This window comes from Actinomadura viridis (genome assembly GCF_015751755.1).
GTDB lineage: Bacteria > Actinomycetota > Actinomycetes > Streptosporangiales > Streptosporangiaceae > Spirillospora > Spirillospora viridis.
Window position 1 is genome coordinate 8,643,248 of sequence record NZ_JADOUA010000001.1, and the last position, 15,062, is coordinate 8,658,309.

Below are 15,062 nucleotides of genomic sequence, written 5' to 3' on the forward strand. Positions count from 1 at the left end.
TTGCGGGAGCGGAGGCGACGGGGGAGACCGTGACCAGGAAGACGATGACGGACGGGCCGGCCGCGGGCCGGGTGGCGCCGCCGGCCGCGGTGGCGGACTCCGCGGCCGGCGGCGCGCCCGCCGCGCGGTCCGCGGCCGAGGTGCTGGACTGGAGCCGGCGGCTGGTCGATCCCGCGCTGCGCGAGACGATCGCCTACCTGCCCGAGTCCATGCGGCGGATCACCGCGTACCACTTCGGCTGGCGGGACGAGCACGACCGGCCCGCCGAGGCGCGCGGGGGCAAGCGGATCCGGCCCGCGCTGGTCCTGCTGACGGCCGAGGCCGCGGGCGGCGTCGCCTCTTCGGCCCTGCCCGGGGCCGTGGCGGTGGAGCTGGCGCACAACTTCTCGCTGCTGCACGACGACGTGATGGACGGCGACCTCACCCGGCACCACCGGGCGACCGCCTGGAGCGTCTTCGGCCGCAACTCCGCCATCCTGGCCGGGGACGCCCTGCTGGCCTGCGCCTTCGAGGCGATCGCCGACGGCCGCCACGCCGCCGGGCCGCAGGCCGTCCGGGTGCTCGCCCGCGCCGTGCTCGCCCTGGTGGAGGGGCAGAGCGCCGACCTGGCGTTCGAGCGGCGCGCCGACGTGTCCCTGGCGGAGTGCCTGGAGATGGCGGAGGGCAAGACCGCGGCCCTGCTGGGCGCCGCCTGCGCCATCGGCGCCGCCTACGGGGGCGCCCCGCCCGAACGGCTCGACCACTACCGCCGTTTCGGTACGCGGCTCGGCCTGGCCTTCCAGCTCGTCGACGACCTGCTGGGCATCTGGGGCGATCCCGCCGTCACCGGCAAACCCGTCCACGCCGACCTGCGCAGCCGCAAGAAGTCGCTGCCGGTCGTGGCGGCGCTGTCGTCCGGCGGTCCCGCGGGCGGCGAGCTGGCCGGGCTGTACCGGCGCGACGGCGGGCTGACCGCCGCCGAGGCGGTCCGGGCGGCGGAGCTGGTGGATGCGGCCGGCGGGCGCGGCTGGGCCGCCCGCCGGGCGGCCGAGTGCCTCCAGGAGGCCCTGGCGCATCTCGAACTGGCCGGGCCGCGGGCCCCCGCGGCCGGTGAGCTGCGCGCCCTGGCCCGTCTGGTGATCGCCCGTGATCACTGAGCGTCCGTCGCTATAGTTCTCGCGTGCCGCGACCACCCCACCCCCTGAGACCCGGCGATCCCGAGACCCTCGGCGGCCACCGCCTGCTCGGCCGGCTGGGTGAGGGCGGCGAGGGCGTGGTTTACCTCGCCCGTGCCCGGAGCGCTCCGGGCACGGGCGAGACCGGCGGCGATCTGGTGGCGATCAAGCTGTTCCACACGCCGGTCGCCGGGGAGCCGTCCCTGGGCGGCACCGTCGCCCGCGAGCTGGCCGCGGCCCAGCAGGTCGCCCGGTTCTGCACGGCCCAGGTGCTCGGCTCGGGCATGTTGGGCGACCGTCCCTTCATCGTCAGCGAGTACGTCGACGGGCCGTCGCTGCACGAGGTGGTGCAGCGCGAGGGGCCTCGTACGGGCAGCGCCCTCGACCGGCTCGCCGTCGCCACGGCCACCGCGCTGGTCGCGCTGCACGACGCCGGGGTCGTGCATCGCGACTTCAAGCCCCACAACGTGCTGCTGGGGCCGGACGGGCCGCGCGTCGTCGACTTCGGCATCTCGCGGGCCCTGTCCGGCGCCCAGACGATGGTCAGCAGGGCCGTCGGCACGCCCGCCTACATGGCGCCCGAGCAGCTCCAGCCGGGCGCGATCGGCCCGGCCGTGGACGTGTTCGCCTGGGCCTCCACCATGGTGTTCACCGCCACCGGGCACCCGCCGTTCGGCAACGAGTCGATCCCGATCGTCCTGAACCGCATCGCGCACGGCGAGCCCGACCTCGGCCGGGTGGAGGAGCCGCTGCGCGGGCTCCTGGCGGCCTGCCTGACCAAGGACCCCGCAGGCCGGCCCACCGCGCAGCAGGTCCTCGACCGCCTGGTGCGCCGCACCGGCCGTGCGCCGGAGGCCCCTCCGCCCGCCCCGCCGGCCCCGCCGGCCCTCCCGCCGGTTCCCGCCGGCACCGTTCCTCCTGGGCACGGCCAGGCGAAGCCGATGGGCCCGGTCGGGCCGGCCGGCGCCGACGCCACCACCCTGCCCCGTCCCGCCGCGCCGGCCGGACGCGGACGGTCCCGGGCCGTTCTCCTGGGGGTCGGTGCGGTGGCGGTGGCCGTCATCGCGGCGGCGGGCGTTCACCTGTTCACCCGGGACGGCTCGCCGGACGCCCCGCCCACGCCGGCCGCGGCCTCGCAGGCCGCCGCGAGCCTCGGCGCGGAACGCCCCGCGAGCGGGAAACCGTCCCGCCCTCGCGCGACGACGGCGTCCCCGTCAGCCTCGCGGTCGGCGACCGTGTCCGCGTCCGAGAACACGGCCCGCGCCACGAAGAGCCCGTCCCAGGCACCGAAGCAGCGCGTCGAGCTGGGCGCGGGCCACTTCACGGAGTACTGCCAGTCGCTCGGCTGGGAGTGGGTGGAATGGAAGGACTCACCGCGTCCGGGCGCGTACTGCGTGAAACGCAAGGGCGACCTCATGTACCTGACCGCCGAACAGCGCGACGCGGGCTGCCGCTGGCGGTTCAAGGACGCCCGCGCCCGCCACTACTTTAAGGGCAAGTCCAACTACTGCTACGCGATGCGTTAGTCGACAGTATGTTCGACTAGAGTGGCGGCGTGGACAGGCCCTTCGACCACGTTCCCTTCCTGTGCCCGCACGGGCACCGGCTCGCGCCGGGGCGCGTCATCGTCGGCTGGTCGCCCTGCGTGTGCCCGCCGTGCGCCGGGCGCGGCCGGGGCCTGCGGGGCCATCGCACCTACCTCTGCCTGGCGTGCAAGGACGACCGCATGACCACCATGTGCTTCCAGCCCCACCACGTACGGCCCGAGGGCGCCGCCTCCCGCCGGCCCTGACCGGCGGCGCGGGCCGGCCGGGGGAGCGCGCGCCGGTGCGGATCAGCCCAGGGTTCCGTCCCGGCCGGCGGCGGAGGCCATGCCCAGCCAGGTGTGCGGGTTCCCGGCCCAGCACCAGCCGAGCTTGGGCGCGTTCGCGCTGATCCAGATCGCCGGCACCCGGCGGTCTCCGCAGCGCGATCCGCCCAGCGAGAAGCACTTGTTCTTGGCCAGGACCTCGGGGAAGTGGGTGACCAGGGCGACGCCCTCCTCGACGGTCAGCAGGGTGCGGCCGCGTCCGGCGATGGCCGCCATGGCGTCCTCGGGCACGGCGCCGCAGAACTCCTCGCCGCGCTCGATGCCGAAGAGCAGGTACGCGCGGGCGTCGGGGATCTCGATCCCCTTGACCGGAACGAACCGGACCAGCTCGCCCTCGGCGAAGTGGCGGTCGACGATCCCCGGCCTGGACCTGCCGGCCAGGGTCGTGAGCGTGACGGCCTGCTCGGGCGCGGCCAGCTCCCGCGTGACCACCAGGACGAACGGCGCCCGTCCCTCGTCCGGCGGTGCCATCTCCCCGGCCCGGGCCGCCGCGGTGGCGCGCAGCGGGGCCAGCAGGCCGGCGAAGTCCTCCCCGTCCAGCCCCGCCATCCGGTGGTATCCCCGGTCGAGCAGCGTGCGGAGCTGGCGGTCGAACTCGCCGGCGGCGTCGAATCCGTGGAGCGTCATGCGGTCGCCTCTCTGCCAGGAACGGGCCATTACTCCGTACAACATACAGAGAAAGCGTCCCATTCCCGCGAGACAGGCCCTGGCCGCCGGATGCCCGGCGGCCAGGGCCTGTCTCGAAGCGGCCCCGGCCAGCGCGCGAGCGCGCGCCGTAGGCCGGGACTCTCACCTAGGGATCAGCCGATGGTCAGGCCGCCGTGCACGTCCCTCATCTGGACGACCTTCCCGGCCTGGCCGCTGAAGTTGTTGACCACCCCGTCCTCCGTCGCGGTGGAATCGGACCGCACCTGGTTCCAGAGGGATTCGAGCGCGGTGCCGAACGCGGCGTCCTCGGCGATCGCCCGCCGGATGGCCTCGTGCAGCTCCGACAGCCGCTCGGGGGAATCGGGATGGGCGATGACGCCCTCCAGCACCGCCTCCTCGGTGGTCCGGCCACGGAACTTCTCGCGGACCTTGCGCACCATCGCCGCGACGGCCTCCCGGGCCGGTTCTCCGGCGACCTCGACGGCCTTGCCCGCCATCGCCGTCGCGATGGCCATGGTCATCGGATCTGTCATGCCCCCCAGTGCATCATGGCGCCCGGCCGGTGGCCAGAGGCCTCGGGTAGCCTCGCCGTGCGGTCCGTGTCCCCTCGCCGGCCGCGGGACGGGCGGTGGCACATGGGCAACAGGTTCACCGCATACGGGACCCGTGCCTCCGAACACCTCCTCTACCTGTCCAACGGCAGCACGGACGTGTTCTTCGACGTTCTCACCCTGGCCGGTTGCGCCCTTGCCGAGACGCCCTGGCAGCGGAACCTCGTCCTGCATCTGGCCGACGGTCACCGCATAGGCCGGGGCTTCGACGGCTTCGACCTGAGCGAGCTTCCCTGGACCGAGGACTGGCCGGAGGAGAAGGCGTTCCTCCTTGAGGTCGTTGACAAGGCGCTCACCCGGTACGGCTGGGACCGGCTGGCCTACGACCCCCCGTACGCGCAGGGCGACCTGCGCCGTTACCGCGCGATGGTCGCGGGCCTTCCCGCGCCGGTCCCCGTTCGCCGGCCCGCCGCCTGGGGCGACTGGCGCGTGCCCCCGCCGCCCGCGGAGCTGGAGCGATGTGCCGTCCACGACATCTACGAGGGCCGGCTGGGATGCCGCCTCTGCGATCCCGAGCTCGTGCCCCTGCCGCCGCGTCCGGGCGGCTGACGGCGGCCGGGACCGGCCGGGAACCGGCCGCGCGGCGGCCTCCGTCCGGTGCCCGCCACCGGCCCGCCGTTTGCCATTCCAGGGATCACCCCTGGTGTTAGGGCAAAGCAGACAGGGTCAAGGTTAGGAGGGACCTCTGGACAAGCCGGGCGAAGCGCCTGGTAACCGCTCAACTCGGGGAGGCCGCAGCATGCGTCTCGCATTGTCACGACTGAGCGACTTCCCGTGCCGCGCCACCGCGATCGATCTCGGCAGCGCCACGGTCCGGATCCACGTGGACGGCCGCGGCATCGTGGCCAGCGAGCCGTCCGCCGTCGCACGCGCCAGGGACTCCGGGCGCGTGCTGGCCACCGGTACGTCCGCGCTGGCGCTGGCCGGCCGGGAACGCGGCGTCCGGCTCGTCCACCCCATCCGGAACGGGGTGCCCGCGGAGGCCGAGGACACCGAGGGGATGCTGCGCGCGCTCCTGCGCTCCCACCTGCGCGGCGGCCACATGGCCAAGCCCCGGATGGCCGTGACCGTGCCCAGCGGCATCAACCAGGTGGAGCTCGGCGCCGTACGGGCGGTGGCCTACGGGGCGGGCGCGCGGCGGCTCACCGTCGTGCCGACCCCCATCGCCGCCGCGGCCGGGGCCGGTCTGCCCGCCGAGGGCGAGGACGTGGCGATCGTGGCCGACGTCGGCGCCCACGTGACCGACGTCGGCGTGGTCCTCTCCGGCGAGCTGCTCAGCTCGAACGTGGCCCTGGTGGGCGGCTCCACCATGGACCAGGCGATCATCGCCCACACCCGGCGCGAGTACGGCCTGGTGATCGCGCCGGTCACGGCGGAGGCGGCCAAGCTGTCGGTCGGCTCGGCGATCGCGGTGCGCGACCGCCAGGTCCTCGTGCACGGCGTGGACGTCCGGACGGGCCTGCCCAACACGGCCGTCCTGACCTCCGACGAGGTCCACGCCGCCATCGCGCCGGCGCTCGCGGCGATCGTCCGGGCCGTGCACGCCGCGGTCGCCGACTGCCCTCCGGAGATGGCCGGGCACTTCATCTCCGCGGGCATCACGCTGACCGGCGGCGGCGCCCGCCTCCCGCGGCTGGAGGAGCTGGTCCAGGAGGAGACGGGCCTGTGCGCCCGGGTGGCGCCGAACGCGGCGGACGCGACCGTGACGGGCGCGGCGGAACTCCTCCGGCCGTTCCGCGGGTACGACCCCGGCTGGACGCCGCCCGACCGTACGGCCGCGTTCTGACGGTCACGTCATCCGTTCAGCGACCGCGGTGTCCGGTAGGGGACATCGTGCCCGCCCGCCGGGGCGAGGGCGTCGTCCAGAGGTTCCTTGGGCTTGGGACCCAGCCGGGCCCAGGTGATCTTGCCGCCGCCCGGCACCGGCCGGCAGCCCCAGGCGGTGGAGACGGCGCCGACGAGGAAGAGGCCGCGGCCGCCGGTGTCCGACATCGGGTCGGCCCGCTTCTCGCGCGGCCGGCCCGGGGCCTCGTCCCACACCATCAGCTCCACCTCGTGCGAGGGGTGGAGCACGATCATGAACGCGGCGCGGGGTGAGCGCAGCACGGCGTTGGTGACCAGCTCGGAGGCCACCAGGTCGGCGTCGCCGTCCAGGGCGGACAGCCCCCATTCGTCCAGTGCGGCCGCCACCAGGGCGCGCGCCGCGGACGGCGCCGCGGTGCTGCCGGGGAGGACGAGCCCGTAACCGGGAAGGTCCGCGGGAAGATCGACGGAGAATGGGATCACGGCTGGGTCCTTGCAGTAATGCGCGGCTTTTCACGCTGTTCTCCTCCTCAGGGTCGCTTACTTCCCGTAGCGTCGTAAGCGGGTTTTCTGTTCGACCGGACCCGGAAACAATCATGGAGAGGGGCATGGGGAATGGGGCGCCCGCCAAACCCGCTCAATCCGAACAATTCGTTCGCTGAGCATTACGGCTGGAAGATCCGCACCCTGCGCGAGTCGCGGAACTGGTCCCTGGACGATCTGTCGGAAAGGATCGCCTGCAGTCCCAGCCACCTCAGCAAGCTGGAACGCGCCCAGAAATCCCCGGACGAGAAGATCGCCCGGCTCCTGGACGCCGCGTTCGGCAGCCAGTACTTCGCCGAGCACTACGAGGTCGCCGCCCGCGACCGGCTGCCCGCGACCGCCCGTTCCCTGGGGGAGTACGAGGCCGAGGCCACGCAGATCAGGGCGTACATGCCCACGCTGGTCGTCGGCCTGCTCCAGACGGAGGCGTACACGCGGGCGATCGTGATGTCCGGGCCGTACCGGGCGGACGTCGAGGAGATCGTGGCCGAGCGGATGCGCAGGCAGACCATCCTCGACGGCATGGGCGCCCCCCGCCTGCTGGTGGTCGTCGACGAGGCCGCGCTGCGGCGCGTGGTGGGGGGAAAGGACGTCATGCAAGAACAGCTTGCCCGCATTGAGGTAGATATGGCCAAGCCCAATATTCTGGTTCAGGTCGTACCCGGTGACACGGCGGAATACGCTGCACTCAGCGGCGGATTCGAACTGCTTTCCCTCGCGGAAGGCGGCGACATCGCCTATGTTGAAGCCCCCAGCGGAGCGGGGCGCATGCTGGAGGATCCCGACATCCTCAGAGGCATGGACGAAACCTACGATCTGGCCAGATCTGCGGCACTGAGCACCACAGAAACGGCTCGATTGATTAAGGAGATTCGAGAGAGCCTATGAACGAGTTCTCGAACGCGCGGTGGCGCAAGAGCAGCCACAGCCATGCCGGAAGCGGTGACTGCGTCGAGGTCGCCCCCGTGCCCGGTTCGGTCGGGATGCGCGACAGCAAGGATCCGTCCGGGCCGGTCCTGCTGGTGGCGCGCACCGGGATGAGCGCGCTGCTGGCCGACATCCGCGCCGGCCGCTACGACCGGTAGGGCGCAGCGGCCGGCAGGCCGCCACGGCCGGGAGCCGGCCGCGACCACCCGCTCGTTCCACCGCATGCTCTCTGTCCGACGCCTGCCCGATACTGGCGCGCATGCGGTGGCACATGGGGTCCGAGTGGACGGCGATGTCCGACGAGCAGGCCGTCCGGTACGCGCGTGAGGTCGCCCGGCGGGCGGCGGCGGAACTGGTCGAGGTCACGCGGGCGGAGTACGCGGGACGCCCGGTGCGCCGGGCGTTCTTCGAACGGGACGGGCGGCGGTTCGCGCTCGTGCCCGGGGGTGACACCGAGGTCGGGTTCGATCCGGAGCGGTTCGAGCCCACCGAGGCCCAGCGCGCCTCGTACGAGCAGAGCGCCGACGAGTACGGACTGCCGGGTGACCTGCGTGAGTATCTGGCGTCGGTCACCAGTCCCCGCCGGGCGGCGCGGGTGCCCGCGACACTGGTCGCCGTGGAGCCGGTGGTGTTCACCGGGCGCGGGCCGGAGGAGGTGCCCGCCCTCTTGGCGGAGACGGGAACGCGGCTGCTGACCCCGGACGAGTGGGAGTACGCCTGCGGCGCCGGCACCGGGACGCTGTTCCGCTGGGGCGACGACTGCCCGGCCGGACGGCTTCCCGGTGAAGCCGGTGGAGCCGGTGGAACCGATGGGTCCGACCGGGGCGGGGAGCCGGGCGCGGGGAGCCCGTTCGGGCTGTCGATCGCCCGCGACCCCTACGATCTGGAGCTGACCTCCGACCCCCGCGTCCTGTGCGGCGGGGACGGCGGTGAGGCGATCTGCGGCGGCTACGGCGACTTCCTGGCCTGGCTTCCGCTCGCCGTCGCCTACCGGTATCCGGGGCTCACCGACATGCTCGACGAGCCCGACCTGTACTTCGACCGGCTGGATGCCCGGCCCGCGATCGACGTGGAGTGATCGCGGGCCGGGCGCGGGAGGCGGGGGGCGGGCCGGGAGTCAGCGGCGGTACTGGTGCTTGACCTCGGCGGCGGTGGCAGGCCGGTCCAGGAACATCAGCGTGTCCATCCGGCAGTTGCAGGGGTTCTGCTCCCTGGTGTTCTGCGGGAAGCTTCCACCGATCTTGATGCCGGCCGGGTCGGTCGGGCTGGTGAGGTCGGGCTCGGGGTCGCCCTCGAGCTTCCACGGGTCGTCGGCGCGGGTGTAGAAGCCCGGCAGCGGCTCGCCGTTCTTGTAGAGCGCCATGGTGCCGTCGTCGAAGTCGAACGTGGCGGCCAGGTGCACCCAGGTGCCGGTCGGCAGGATGCTCCGCCAGTCCTCCTCGGCGGCGAACGTCTGCGAGTTGCCCCCGTCGAGGCGGCGGCCGAGGGCGACCACGTGCAGCTTGCCGTTGACGTTGATCAGCTCCAGCAGGGCGCGCACGTCGTGCCCGTTGGAACCGCCCGACAGCACGCCCGCCAGGCCGACCGCGTTGAACATGTCGTTCGGGTCGGCGGTGGTGGAGTTGGGGCTGGGGTTGGTGCCGGTCATCTTGAACCAGCCCATGACCGTGGCACCGCGTCCGGCGTTGTAGGCGCGCAGCGAGGGCACCCCCGTCGGGGAGAAGATCCCCGCCTTCCAGTCGTCGTTCCCGGCGATGGTGGGGTTGACCTGCCCGAACTGGACGGCGCCGCCGCTGCGGCGGTGGGCCCGGTCCTGGACGCGCATCGCCGCGCCGCCGTTGATCAGGTCGATGTCGGTGCCGGAACGGCCGCGGTCGCGCTCCTTGGCGGGGTTCCCGGGCACCGGGTGGTCGAAGTCGTAGTAGCCCACGAGGTTGGGCTTGAGCGAGGGGAAGACGTCCGGGCCCTTGTCCACGCCCCGGTCCTGGGCCTGGGCCGGGACGGCGGCGAGCGTGGCACCGAGCAGTGCGGTCAGGAGCGCCGTCGGCAGGCGACGAACGATCATGGTCGGCTCCTTGGGGGTGCTCCTCCGGGCGGGCGGCGGTGCGGGCCGCCCGCCCGGAGGATGGGGGGTGGGTGGAGAGGCCGGGTCAGGAGGCCCGGGTACCGGTCACGGTCAGGTCGCGCAGGCGGCCGATGTTGTCGAACGAGCCGAAGCCCACCCGGCCGGAGCCGAACGTGGTGTCCACGGCCGTCATCAGCGGCTTGCGCGAGCCGTCCAGGTACACCGCGATCTCACCGGTGCCGGCGCAGTGCTTGACGCGGACGTCGTGCCAGTTCGCGTCGGTGATCGCGGGCGGCGCGCCGTGCGGCACCTGCCGGTTGCCGTTCCACTGCTGGTCGATCCGCAGCCGGTCGGCGTTGTCGACGGCGAAGATCCCGTTGTGCGGGTAGATGGCGTTGTCGGTGGACAGGTGCGCGTAGTAGAACTCCGTGTCGGACCTGTGGCCGAACACGATGATCACATCGCGGTTGGTGATCTCGACCGGCGTGTCCAGCCGGACCTTGGCGTCCACCTGGCTCGAGCCGAGCACCGGGCCCTTCTGCAGCACCGCGTACTCGAACGGCCGCCGCGGTCCGGGACGCTCGGCGCCCGCCTCGGCCAGCACGACCTCGTCGCCGGGGAACCGCCACTTGGACGGGGTGACCGGCGCCCAGTCCCGCTCGGCCGTCGCGTCGCTCACCCGCACCGGGACGGTCTTGCAGTCGGCGAACTGCCGGGTGCCGACGACCTTCCAGATCTTGCCGTTGGCCTTGGCGATCAGGTACGGCTCGCCCTTGCCGTCGGCGGAGATCCGCAGGTCGACGCGGTTGTCACCGGCCAGCTGGCGCATGGTGACGGGCGTGCCGGAGGTGTCGTAGGCCTGGAGGGAGTAGATCTGCGCCCGGTTCCGGCCGGCCGGGTCGAGCTTCATCTCCCGCTCTTCGGTGTACATGAGCCGGCCGTCGACGATGTCGGTGAACAGGTACTTGCCGCGCAGCGCGGGCAGGTGCGCGCCCCGGTAGACGAAGCCGCCGGAGATCGCGTGGCCGCTGTCGGACGTGCAGGAGTGCCCGGGCGGCGGGTCGTGGTCGTACGCGGCGACCGGGTAGTTGTAGCCGTTCTCGGCGTCGTCCTCGGGCAGCGGGTACAGGAAGCAGCGGTCGGCCTTGTCGAAGGTGAACGCGCCTTCCCGCTCGCTCCAGCCGAGGTTGCTGCCCGGGCGGATGTCGTGGATCGACTCGATCGCGTGCTCGCCGATGTGGGCGAGGAACATCCGCTTGCCGGCGCCGCGGTCCCAGGTGAACCGGTGCGGGTCGCGCATGCCGTAGGCGTAGATCTCGCCGACCTTGCCGGCCTGGCCCGCGAACGGGTTGTCCGCCGGGATGCCGTACTTGCCGTTGGCGCTGTCGTTCCCGGCCGGGTCGATCCTGAGGATCTTGCCCTGCGGGACGGCGAGGTTCTGCGGGTCGCCGCCGTTGTCGCCGACGTTGCCGTTGCCGCCGTCGCCCACCGCGAGGTAGAGCTTGCCGTACTCGGCGTCGCCCGGCCGGGCGTTGGGATTGAAGTCGATCTGCTGGATGCCGTGGATCCGTCCCGAGAACCCGACCCGCAGGATCTCGCGGCGGGTTCCCTGGAACGCGTCGGCCGCCGGGTCCGCCGCCGTCCACTCGTCGACCACGCCGTGGTAGGCGGTCCGGGGCTGCGGCGTGAGGTCGGGCTTCTTGGTCGTGAGCGCGTTCCCGGCCTCGACGTGGACGGTGTAGAACTTGCCGTTCTTCTTGAACTCGGGGTGGAACGTCACGAAGCCGAAGCCCTGCCCGAGGCCCTGGGCCGAGAAGAAGTCCGGCGCGAAGGTGGCGCCGACGTCCAGGTAGGGCTTGGGGGTCTTGGTCTTCTTGTCCAGGAAGTACAGCTTGCCGTTGAGGTCGGGGACGTACATCCGCCCGGATCCGTCGGGCAGCTCACCGACGTAGTTGATCCGGTTGTGCCGCTTCAGCCGCGGGTCGACCACCAGCTCGGGCGGGGTCGGCTCGGACTTGGGGAGCTGGGCGATCTCCTCCACGACCAGGCCCAGCCCCGAGGGGGCGGGGTCGTCCGGGATCGGATCCTTGATCGGGCCCGTGTCGCGGGCCGAGGCCGGCATCGCCGCCAGCAGGCCCGCCACGAGGGCGAGGGTCGTCGGTATGGACCATCTCAGTTTGGTCATTCCGGCCGTCCAAAGGGGGGTGGGTGTGGCTGGAAAGCGCTTTCTGGAAGCGCTTTCCCGAAAGTACGAGAAGGCCACCTGGCCGTCAAGGACGAATTCTCCGACGTTGCCGCGCGACACTCTGCGTGACCGTGGCCAGCAGGGACACCGCGAGCCCCGCCGGAGCCGCCGCCGGTACGCCCGCGAGCGTCAGCGCGAGCGCGAGCGCCGCGCCGGGCGCCCACAGCCACGTCCGCACGTACCGCCCGGCATGGTGCGCGAGAGGGAGCGTCCGGCGGGCGCGGCGCCGGCGGTGGGCCTCGGCGGCGATCGGCGGGATGAGCGCGGGCAGCACGGCCGCCAGGATCGTCAGCCAGGACAGCAGCAGCCGGTCCACCCGCAGGCAGGCCAGCACGGCGCCCGGGACGGCGAGCACGAGGACCGCCCCCGCGTTCGGGAGCCGCGGCGCGAAGCGGCGGACCGCGAACACGCCGGAGTGGACGGCGGCCAGTGTCGGGGCGATCACCGAGGCGGCCACGAAGAGGTTGGCCACCGGGAGCCCGTCCGGCCCGGCCAGCACCGCGACCACGTCGGCCGACCCGCTGGAGGCGGCCAGGCCGGCGCCCACCACCGTGGCCGCGAGGGCGGGCAGGACCAGCAGGCCCACGCACCACCACAGGTCCCGGCGGTCACGCAGCCCGGCGGTGAAGTCGGGCGCCCGGACCGCGAACACCGACGCGTAGCCGATGTAACCGGCCAGATCGGCGGCCAGGCCGAGCGGCGGGCCGTCCCGGGCCAGGGTCACCGGCGGGGAGGACGGCGCGAGCCGGACCGTGACGACCGCGATCAGGGCGATGGCGATGATCGTGGTCACCAGCGCCAGCACGTTCCAGCGGCCGGAACCGGCCACCAGCACACCCACGATCGGCAGGGACAGCACCAGCACCCCGGCGATGTCGGGCGCCCCGGTCAGCGCGGCGACCGCCCCGCCGCCCAGCCCGACGTTGAAGCCGAACCAGCCGATCATGGCCAGGGCGAGCAGCCCGGTGACCGCGCGGTCGGTCGCCGGGGGCAGGTAGCGCGGGGACAGTTCGGCCAGCGTCGCGTTCTCCCCGGCGGGCGGGCGCAGCCCGTGCCGGCCCTGCGCCGCGAGCATGGCGGCCATCACCGCACCGCCCGCGAGCAGGACCACCAGGGGCAGCGCGCCGTCGTGCCGCCCGCCGATCTGGGCGCCCAGCACCAGGGTGCCGGGGGCCGTCCCGATCCCGAGCCACGCTCCCGCCGAGCTCCGCCATGTCCGGGGCGCCCGTTCCTCGGTCACACCGCCCCTGTCAGAGCACGTGCTCGGCGAAGCGGGCCAGGGTGAGGTCGAGGGCTCCGGCGCCGGGCATCGCCCACAGCTCCGTGTTGAAGATCTCCACCTCGATGGGGCCCGCGTAGCCCGCGGCCTCCACCGCCTCGCGGAAGCGGCGCAGCTCCACACAGCCGTCGCCGAGCATGCCGCGTCCGGTCAGGACCCCTTCGGGCAACGGGGTGGTCCAGTCCGCCACCTGGAACATCGAGATCCGGCCCTCGGCTCCGGCACGGGCGATGCCGTCGTACACGGCCGGGTCCCACCACAGGTGGTAGGTGTCGACGATGACCCCGACCTGGTCCGGGGGGTGCGGCGCGGCCAGGTCGAGCGCCTGGCCGAGCGTGGACACCACGCACCGGTCCGAGCAGTACATCGGGTGCAGCGGCTCGATCGCGAGCTGGACGTGGTGCTCTCCCGCGTACGGCGCCAGCTCGGCCAGCGCCTCGGCCACCCGTTCGCGGGCGCCGTCGACGTCCCGGGACCCCTCCGGGAGGCCGCCGCTGACCAGCACGAGGGACGGCGCGCCCAGTTCGGCGGCCTCCTCGATGGCCCGCCGGTTCTCGGCGACGGCGTCCGGCCGCTGGAAGAACCCGCCCCGGCACAGGGACGTGACGGAGAGCCCCGCGTCCCGGACGAGCTTGGCGGTACGCGCCACCCCGTACTCGGCGACGGGCTCGCGCCAGAGCCCGACCCCGCGCACGCCCCTGTCCACGCATCCCGCGACGAGGTCGGGAAGGGGCCAGTGGCGCGTCGTCCACTGGTTGAGGCTGAACCGCGGATCGACGCTCCGCTGATTGAGGCTCACCGCGCCACCCCCAGGACGGTCAGCCACGCCCGCATCCGGGCGGCGGCCAGCCCGGGGTCGGGGAACAGCCCGGCGGCGTCGGCGAGCCGGAAGAGGCGCACCAGGTGGAGCACCGGCCGCGCGCTCTCCAGCCCGGCCACCATGCGGAAGTGCCGCTGGTGCCCGGCCAGCCACGCCAGGAAGACCACGCCCGTCTTGTAGTAGTAGGTCGGGGTCTCGAAGATGTGGCGGGCGAGCGGCAGGGTGGGGGCGAAGACCTCCTCGTAGGTGGCCAGGTCGCCCGCGTCCAGCGCGTGCAGGGCGGTCGCGGCGGCGGGCGCGATGGGGTCGAAGATGCCCAGGAGGGCGTCGCTGTGCCCCTGCTCGTCGCCGCGGATCAGCTCGGGGTAGTTGAAGTCGTCCCCGGTGTAGAGCCGGACGGACGCGGGCAGCCGGCGCCGGAGGGCGATCTCCCGCCCGGCGTCCAGCAGCGACACCTTGATGCCGTCCACCCTGTCCGCGTGGTCCTCGATGATCGAGAGGACCGCGCCGGCCGCCGCGTCCAGGTCCGGCGTCCCCCAGTAGCCCTCCAGCGCCGGGTCGAACATCGGGCCCAGCCAGTGCAGCACGGCCGGGCGGTCGAGCCCGCCCAGCAGCCGCCCGTACACCTTGGCGTAGTCCTCCGGCCCGTTCGCCGAGGCGGCGAGCTGGCGGCTGGCCATCAGGATCGGGACGGCGCCCGCCTCCGCGACCACCGCGAGCTGCTCCTCGTACGCGGCGACGACACGGTCGAGCGAGGTGGGACCGGGCGGGAGCTGGTCGGTGCCCGCGCCGCAGGCGATCCGGCCGCCGCAGGCCCGCGCCTCGGCGCCGCTGCGCAGGATCAGCTCCCGGGTGGTGTCCCACTCCAGGCCCATGCCGCGCTGGGCGGTGTCCATGGCCTCGGCCACGCCCAGCCCGTACGACCACAGGTGGCGGCGGAACGCCAGCGTGGTGTCCCAGTCGAGCGCGGGTTCCTCCGCGAACGGGTCCGGTACCACGTGCGCCGCCGCGTACGCGACGCGCGAGGCGGCCGGGCCCGGCGGGGCGGTGAAGGCGCGCGGCTCGCCCATCGTGTACGGGACGAGCGAGCCGCCGGC

General features: G+C 73.5%; 16 protein-coding genes. 8 read left to right on the forward strand and 8 right to left on the reverse strand.

Translation table 11 applies throughout. The features are described from left to right. Positions 1–29 precede the first annotated feature (29 nt). The 3 genes from IW256_RS39300 to IW256_RS39310 are packed head-to-tail and all read left to right on the forward strand — an operon-like array spanning position 30 to position 2,946. Positions 30–1,136: a family 2 encapsulin nanocompartment cargo protein polyprenyl transferase gene (locus IW256_RS39300; RefSeq protein ID WP_307829357.1), complete on the forward strand. Its 1,107-nt coding sequence runs from the start codon at positions 30–32 to the stop codon at positions 1,134–1,136. 23 nt (positions 1,137–1,159) lie between these two features. Continuing rightward, positions 1,160–2,680 (forward strand): serine/threonine-protein kinase, encoded by a 1,521-nt coding sequence (locus tag IW256_RS39305; RefSeq protein ID WP_197015768.1) that lies wholly within the window; start codon positions 1,160–1,162, stop codon positions 2,678–2,680. Positions 2,681–2,709: 29 nt separating this feature from the next. Beyond that, entirely contained in the window at positions 2,710–2,946 is a 237-nt protein-coding gene (locus IW256_RS39310) for a hypothetical protein (RefSeq protein ID WP_197015769.1), read from the forward strand. 42 nt (positions 2,947–2,988) lie between these two features. Here the strand turns inward: IW256_RS39310 and IW256_RS39315 are convergent, their stop codons facing one another. Together IW256_RS39315 and IW256_RS39320 are read right to left on the reverse strand one after the other, a co-directional pair. Then, positions 2,989–3,651 (reverse strand): DUF5701 family protein, encoded by a 663-nt coding sequence (locus tag IW256_RS39315; protein ID WP_197015770.1) that lies wholly within the window; start codon positions 3,649–3,651, stop codon positions 2,989–2,991. A 173-nt stretch (positions 3,652–3,824) separates the two neighbouring features. Then, on the reverse strand, positions 3,825–4,205 hold the full coding sequence (locus IW256_RS39320) for a hypothetical protein (protein WP_197015771.1): 381 nt from the start codon (positions 4,203–4,205) through the stop codon (positions 3,825–3,827). Between the two features lie 102 nt (positions 4,206–4,307). Here IW256_RS39320 and IW256_RS39325 point away from each other — a divergent pair, with 102 nt between their 5' ends. Together IW256_RS39325 and IW256_RS39330 are read left to right on the forward strand one after the other, a co-directional pair. After that, positions 4,308–4,832, forward strand: coding sequence for a hypothetical protein (locus IW256_RS39325; RefSeq protein ID WP_197015772.1), 525 nt, complete (start codon positions 4,308–4,310; stop codon positions 4,830–4,832). 190 nt (positions 4,833–5,022) lie between these two features. After that, positions 5,023–6,069, forward strand: a complete 1,047-nt coding sequence (locus IW256_RS39330; protein WP_197015773.1) for a rod shape-determining protein — start codon at positions 5,023–5,025, stop codon at positions 6,067–6,069. Positions 6,070–6,077: 8 nt separating this feature from the next. Here IW256_RS39330 and IW256_RS39335 read toward each other — a convergent pair whose 3' ends face one another. Beyond that, positions 6,078–6,569, reverse strand: coding sequence for an ATP-binding protein (locus IW256_RS39335; protein ID WP_197015774.1), 492 nt, complete (start codon positions 6,567–6,569; stop codon positions 6,078–6,080). Between the two features lie 132 nt (positions 6,570–6,701). Between IW256_RS39335 and IW256_RS39340 the strand changes: the two genes are divergently transcribed. From IW256_RS39340 to IW256_RS39350, 3 genes are all read left to right on the forward strand, one after another. Then, entirely contained in the window at positions 6,702–7,517 is an 816-nt protein-coding gene (locus IW256_RS39340) for a helix-turn-helix domain-containing protein (RefSeq protein WP_197015775.1), read from the forward strand. Then, positions 7,514–7,714: a DUF397 domain-containing protein gene (locus IW256_RS39345; RefSeq protein WP_197015776.1), complete on the forward strand. Its 201-nt coding sequence runs from the start codon at positions 7,514–7,516 to the stop codon at positions 7,712–7,714. Before IW256_RS39340 ends, IW256_RS39345 begins: the two co-directional genes overlap by 4 nt. A gap of 101 nt (positions 7,715–7,815) precedes the next feature. Next, positions 7,816–8,634: a hypothetical protein gene (locus IW256_RS39350; protein ID WP_197015777.1), complete on the forward strand. Its 819-nt coding sequence runs from the start codon at positions 7,816–7,818 to the stop codon at positions 8,632–8,634. 39 nt (positions 8,635–8,673) lie between these two features. Here IW256_RS39350 and IW256_RS39355 read toward each other — a convergent pair whose 3' ends face one another. The 5 genes from IW256_RS39355 to IW256_RS39375 all read right to left on the reverse strand — a co-directional run bounded on the left by IW256_RS39355 (position 8,674) and on the right by IW256_RS39375 (position 15,035). Further along, on the reverse strand, positions 8,674–9,621 hold the full coding sequence (locus IW256_RS39355) for a LamG-like jellyroll fold domain-containing protein (RefSeq protein ID WP_197015778.1): 948 nt from the start codon (positions 9,619–9,621) through the stop codon (positions 8,674–8,676). A gap of 85 nt (positions 9,622–9,706) precedes the next feature. Further along, positions 9,707–11,806, reverse strand: a complete 2,100-nt coding sequence (locus IW256_RS39360) for a PQQ-dependent sugar dehydrogenase (RefSeq protein ID WP_197015779.1) — start codon at positions 11,804–11,806, stop codon at positions 9,707–9,709. A gap of 85 nt (positions 11,807–11,891) precedes the next feature. Then, complete coding sequence (locus IW256_RS39365) at positions 11,892–13,106, reverse strand: purine-cytosine permease family protein (RefSeq protein WP_197015780.1); 1,215 nt, start codon at positions 13,104–13,106, stop codon at positions 11,892–11,894. A gap of 10 nt (positions 13,107–13,116) precedes the next feature. Continuing rightward, a complete protein-coding gene (locus tag IW256_RS39370) occupies positions 13,117–13,944 on the reverse strand; it encodes a sugar phosphate isomerase/epimerase family protein (protein WP_307829358.1) in 828 nt (275 codons plus the stop codon). Continuing rightward, the gene (locus tag IW256_RS39375) at positions 13,941–15,035 is read right to left on the reverse strand and encodes a dihydrodipicolinate synthase family protein (protein WP_231405766.1); all 1,095 of its coding nucleotides are present in this window, start codon (positions 15,033–15,035) and stop codon (positions 13,941–13,943) included. The genes IW256_RS39370 and IW256_RS39375 overlap by 4 nt, the downstream gene beginning before the upstream one ends. Between the last annotated feature and the right edge of the window lie 27 nt (positions 15,036–15,062).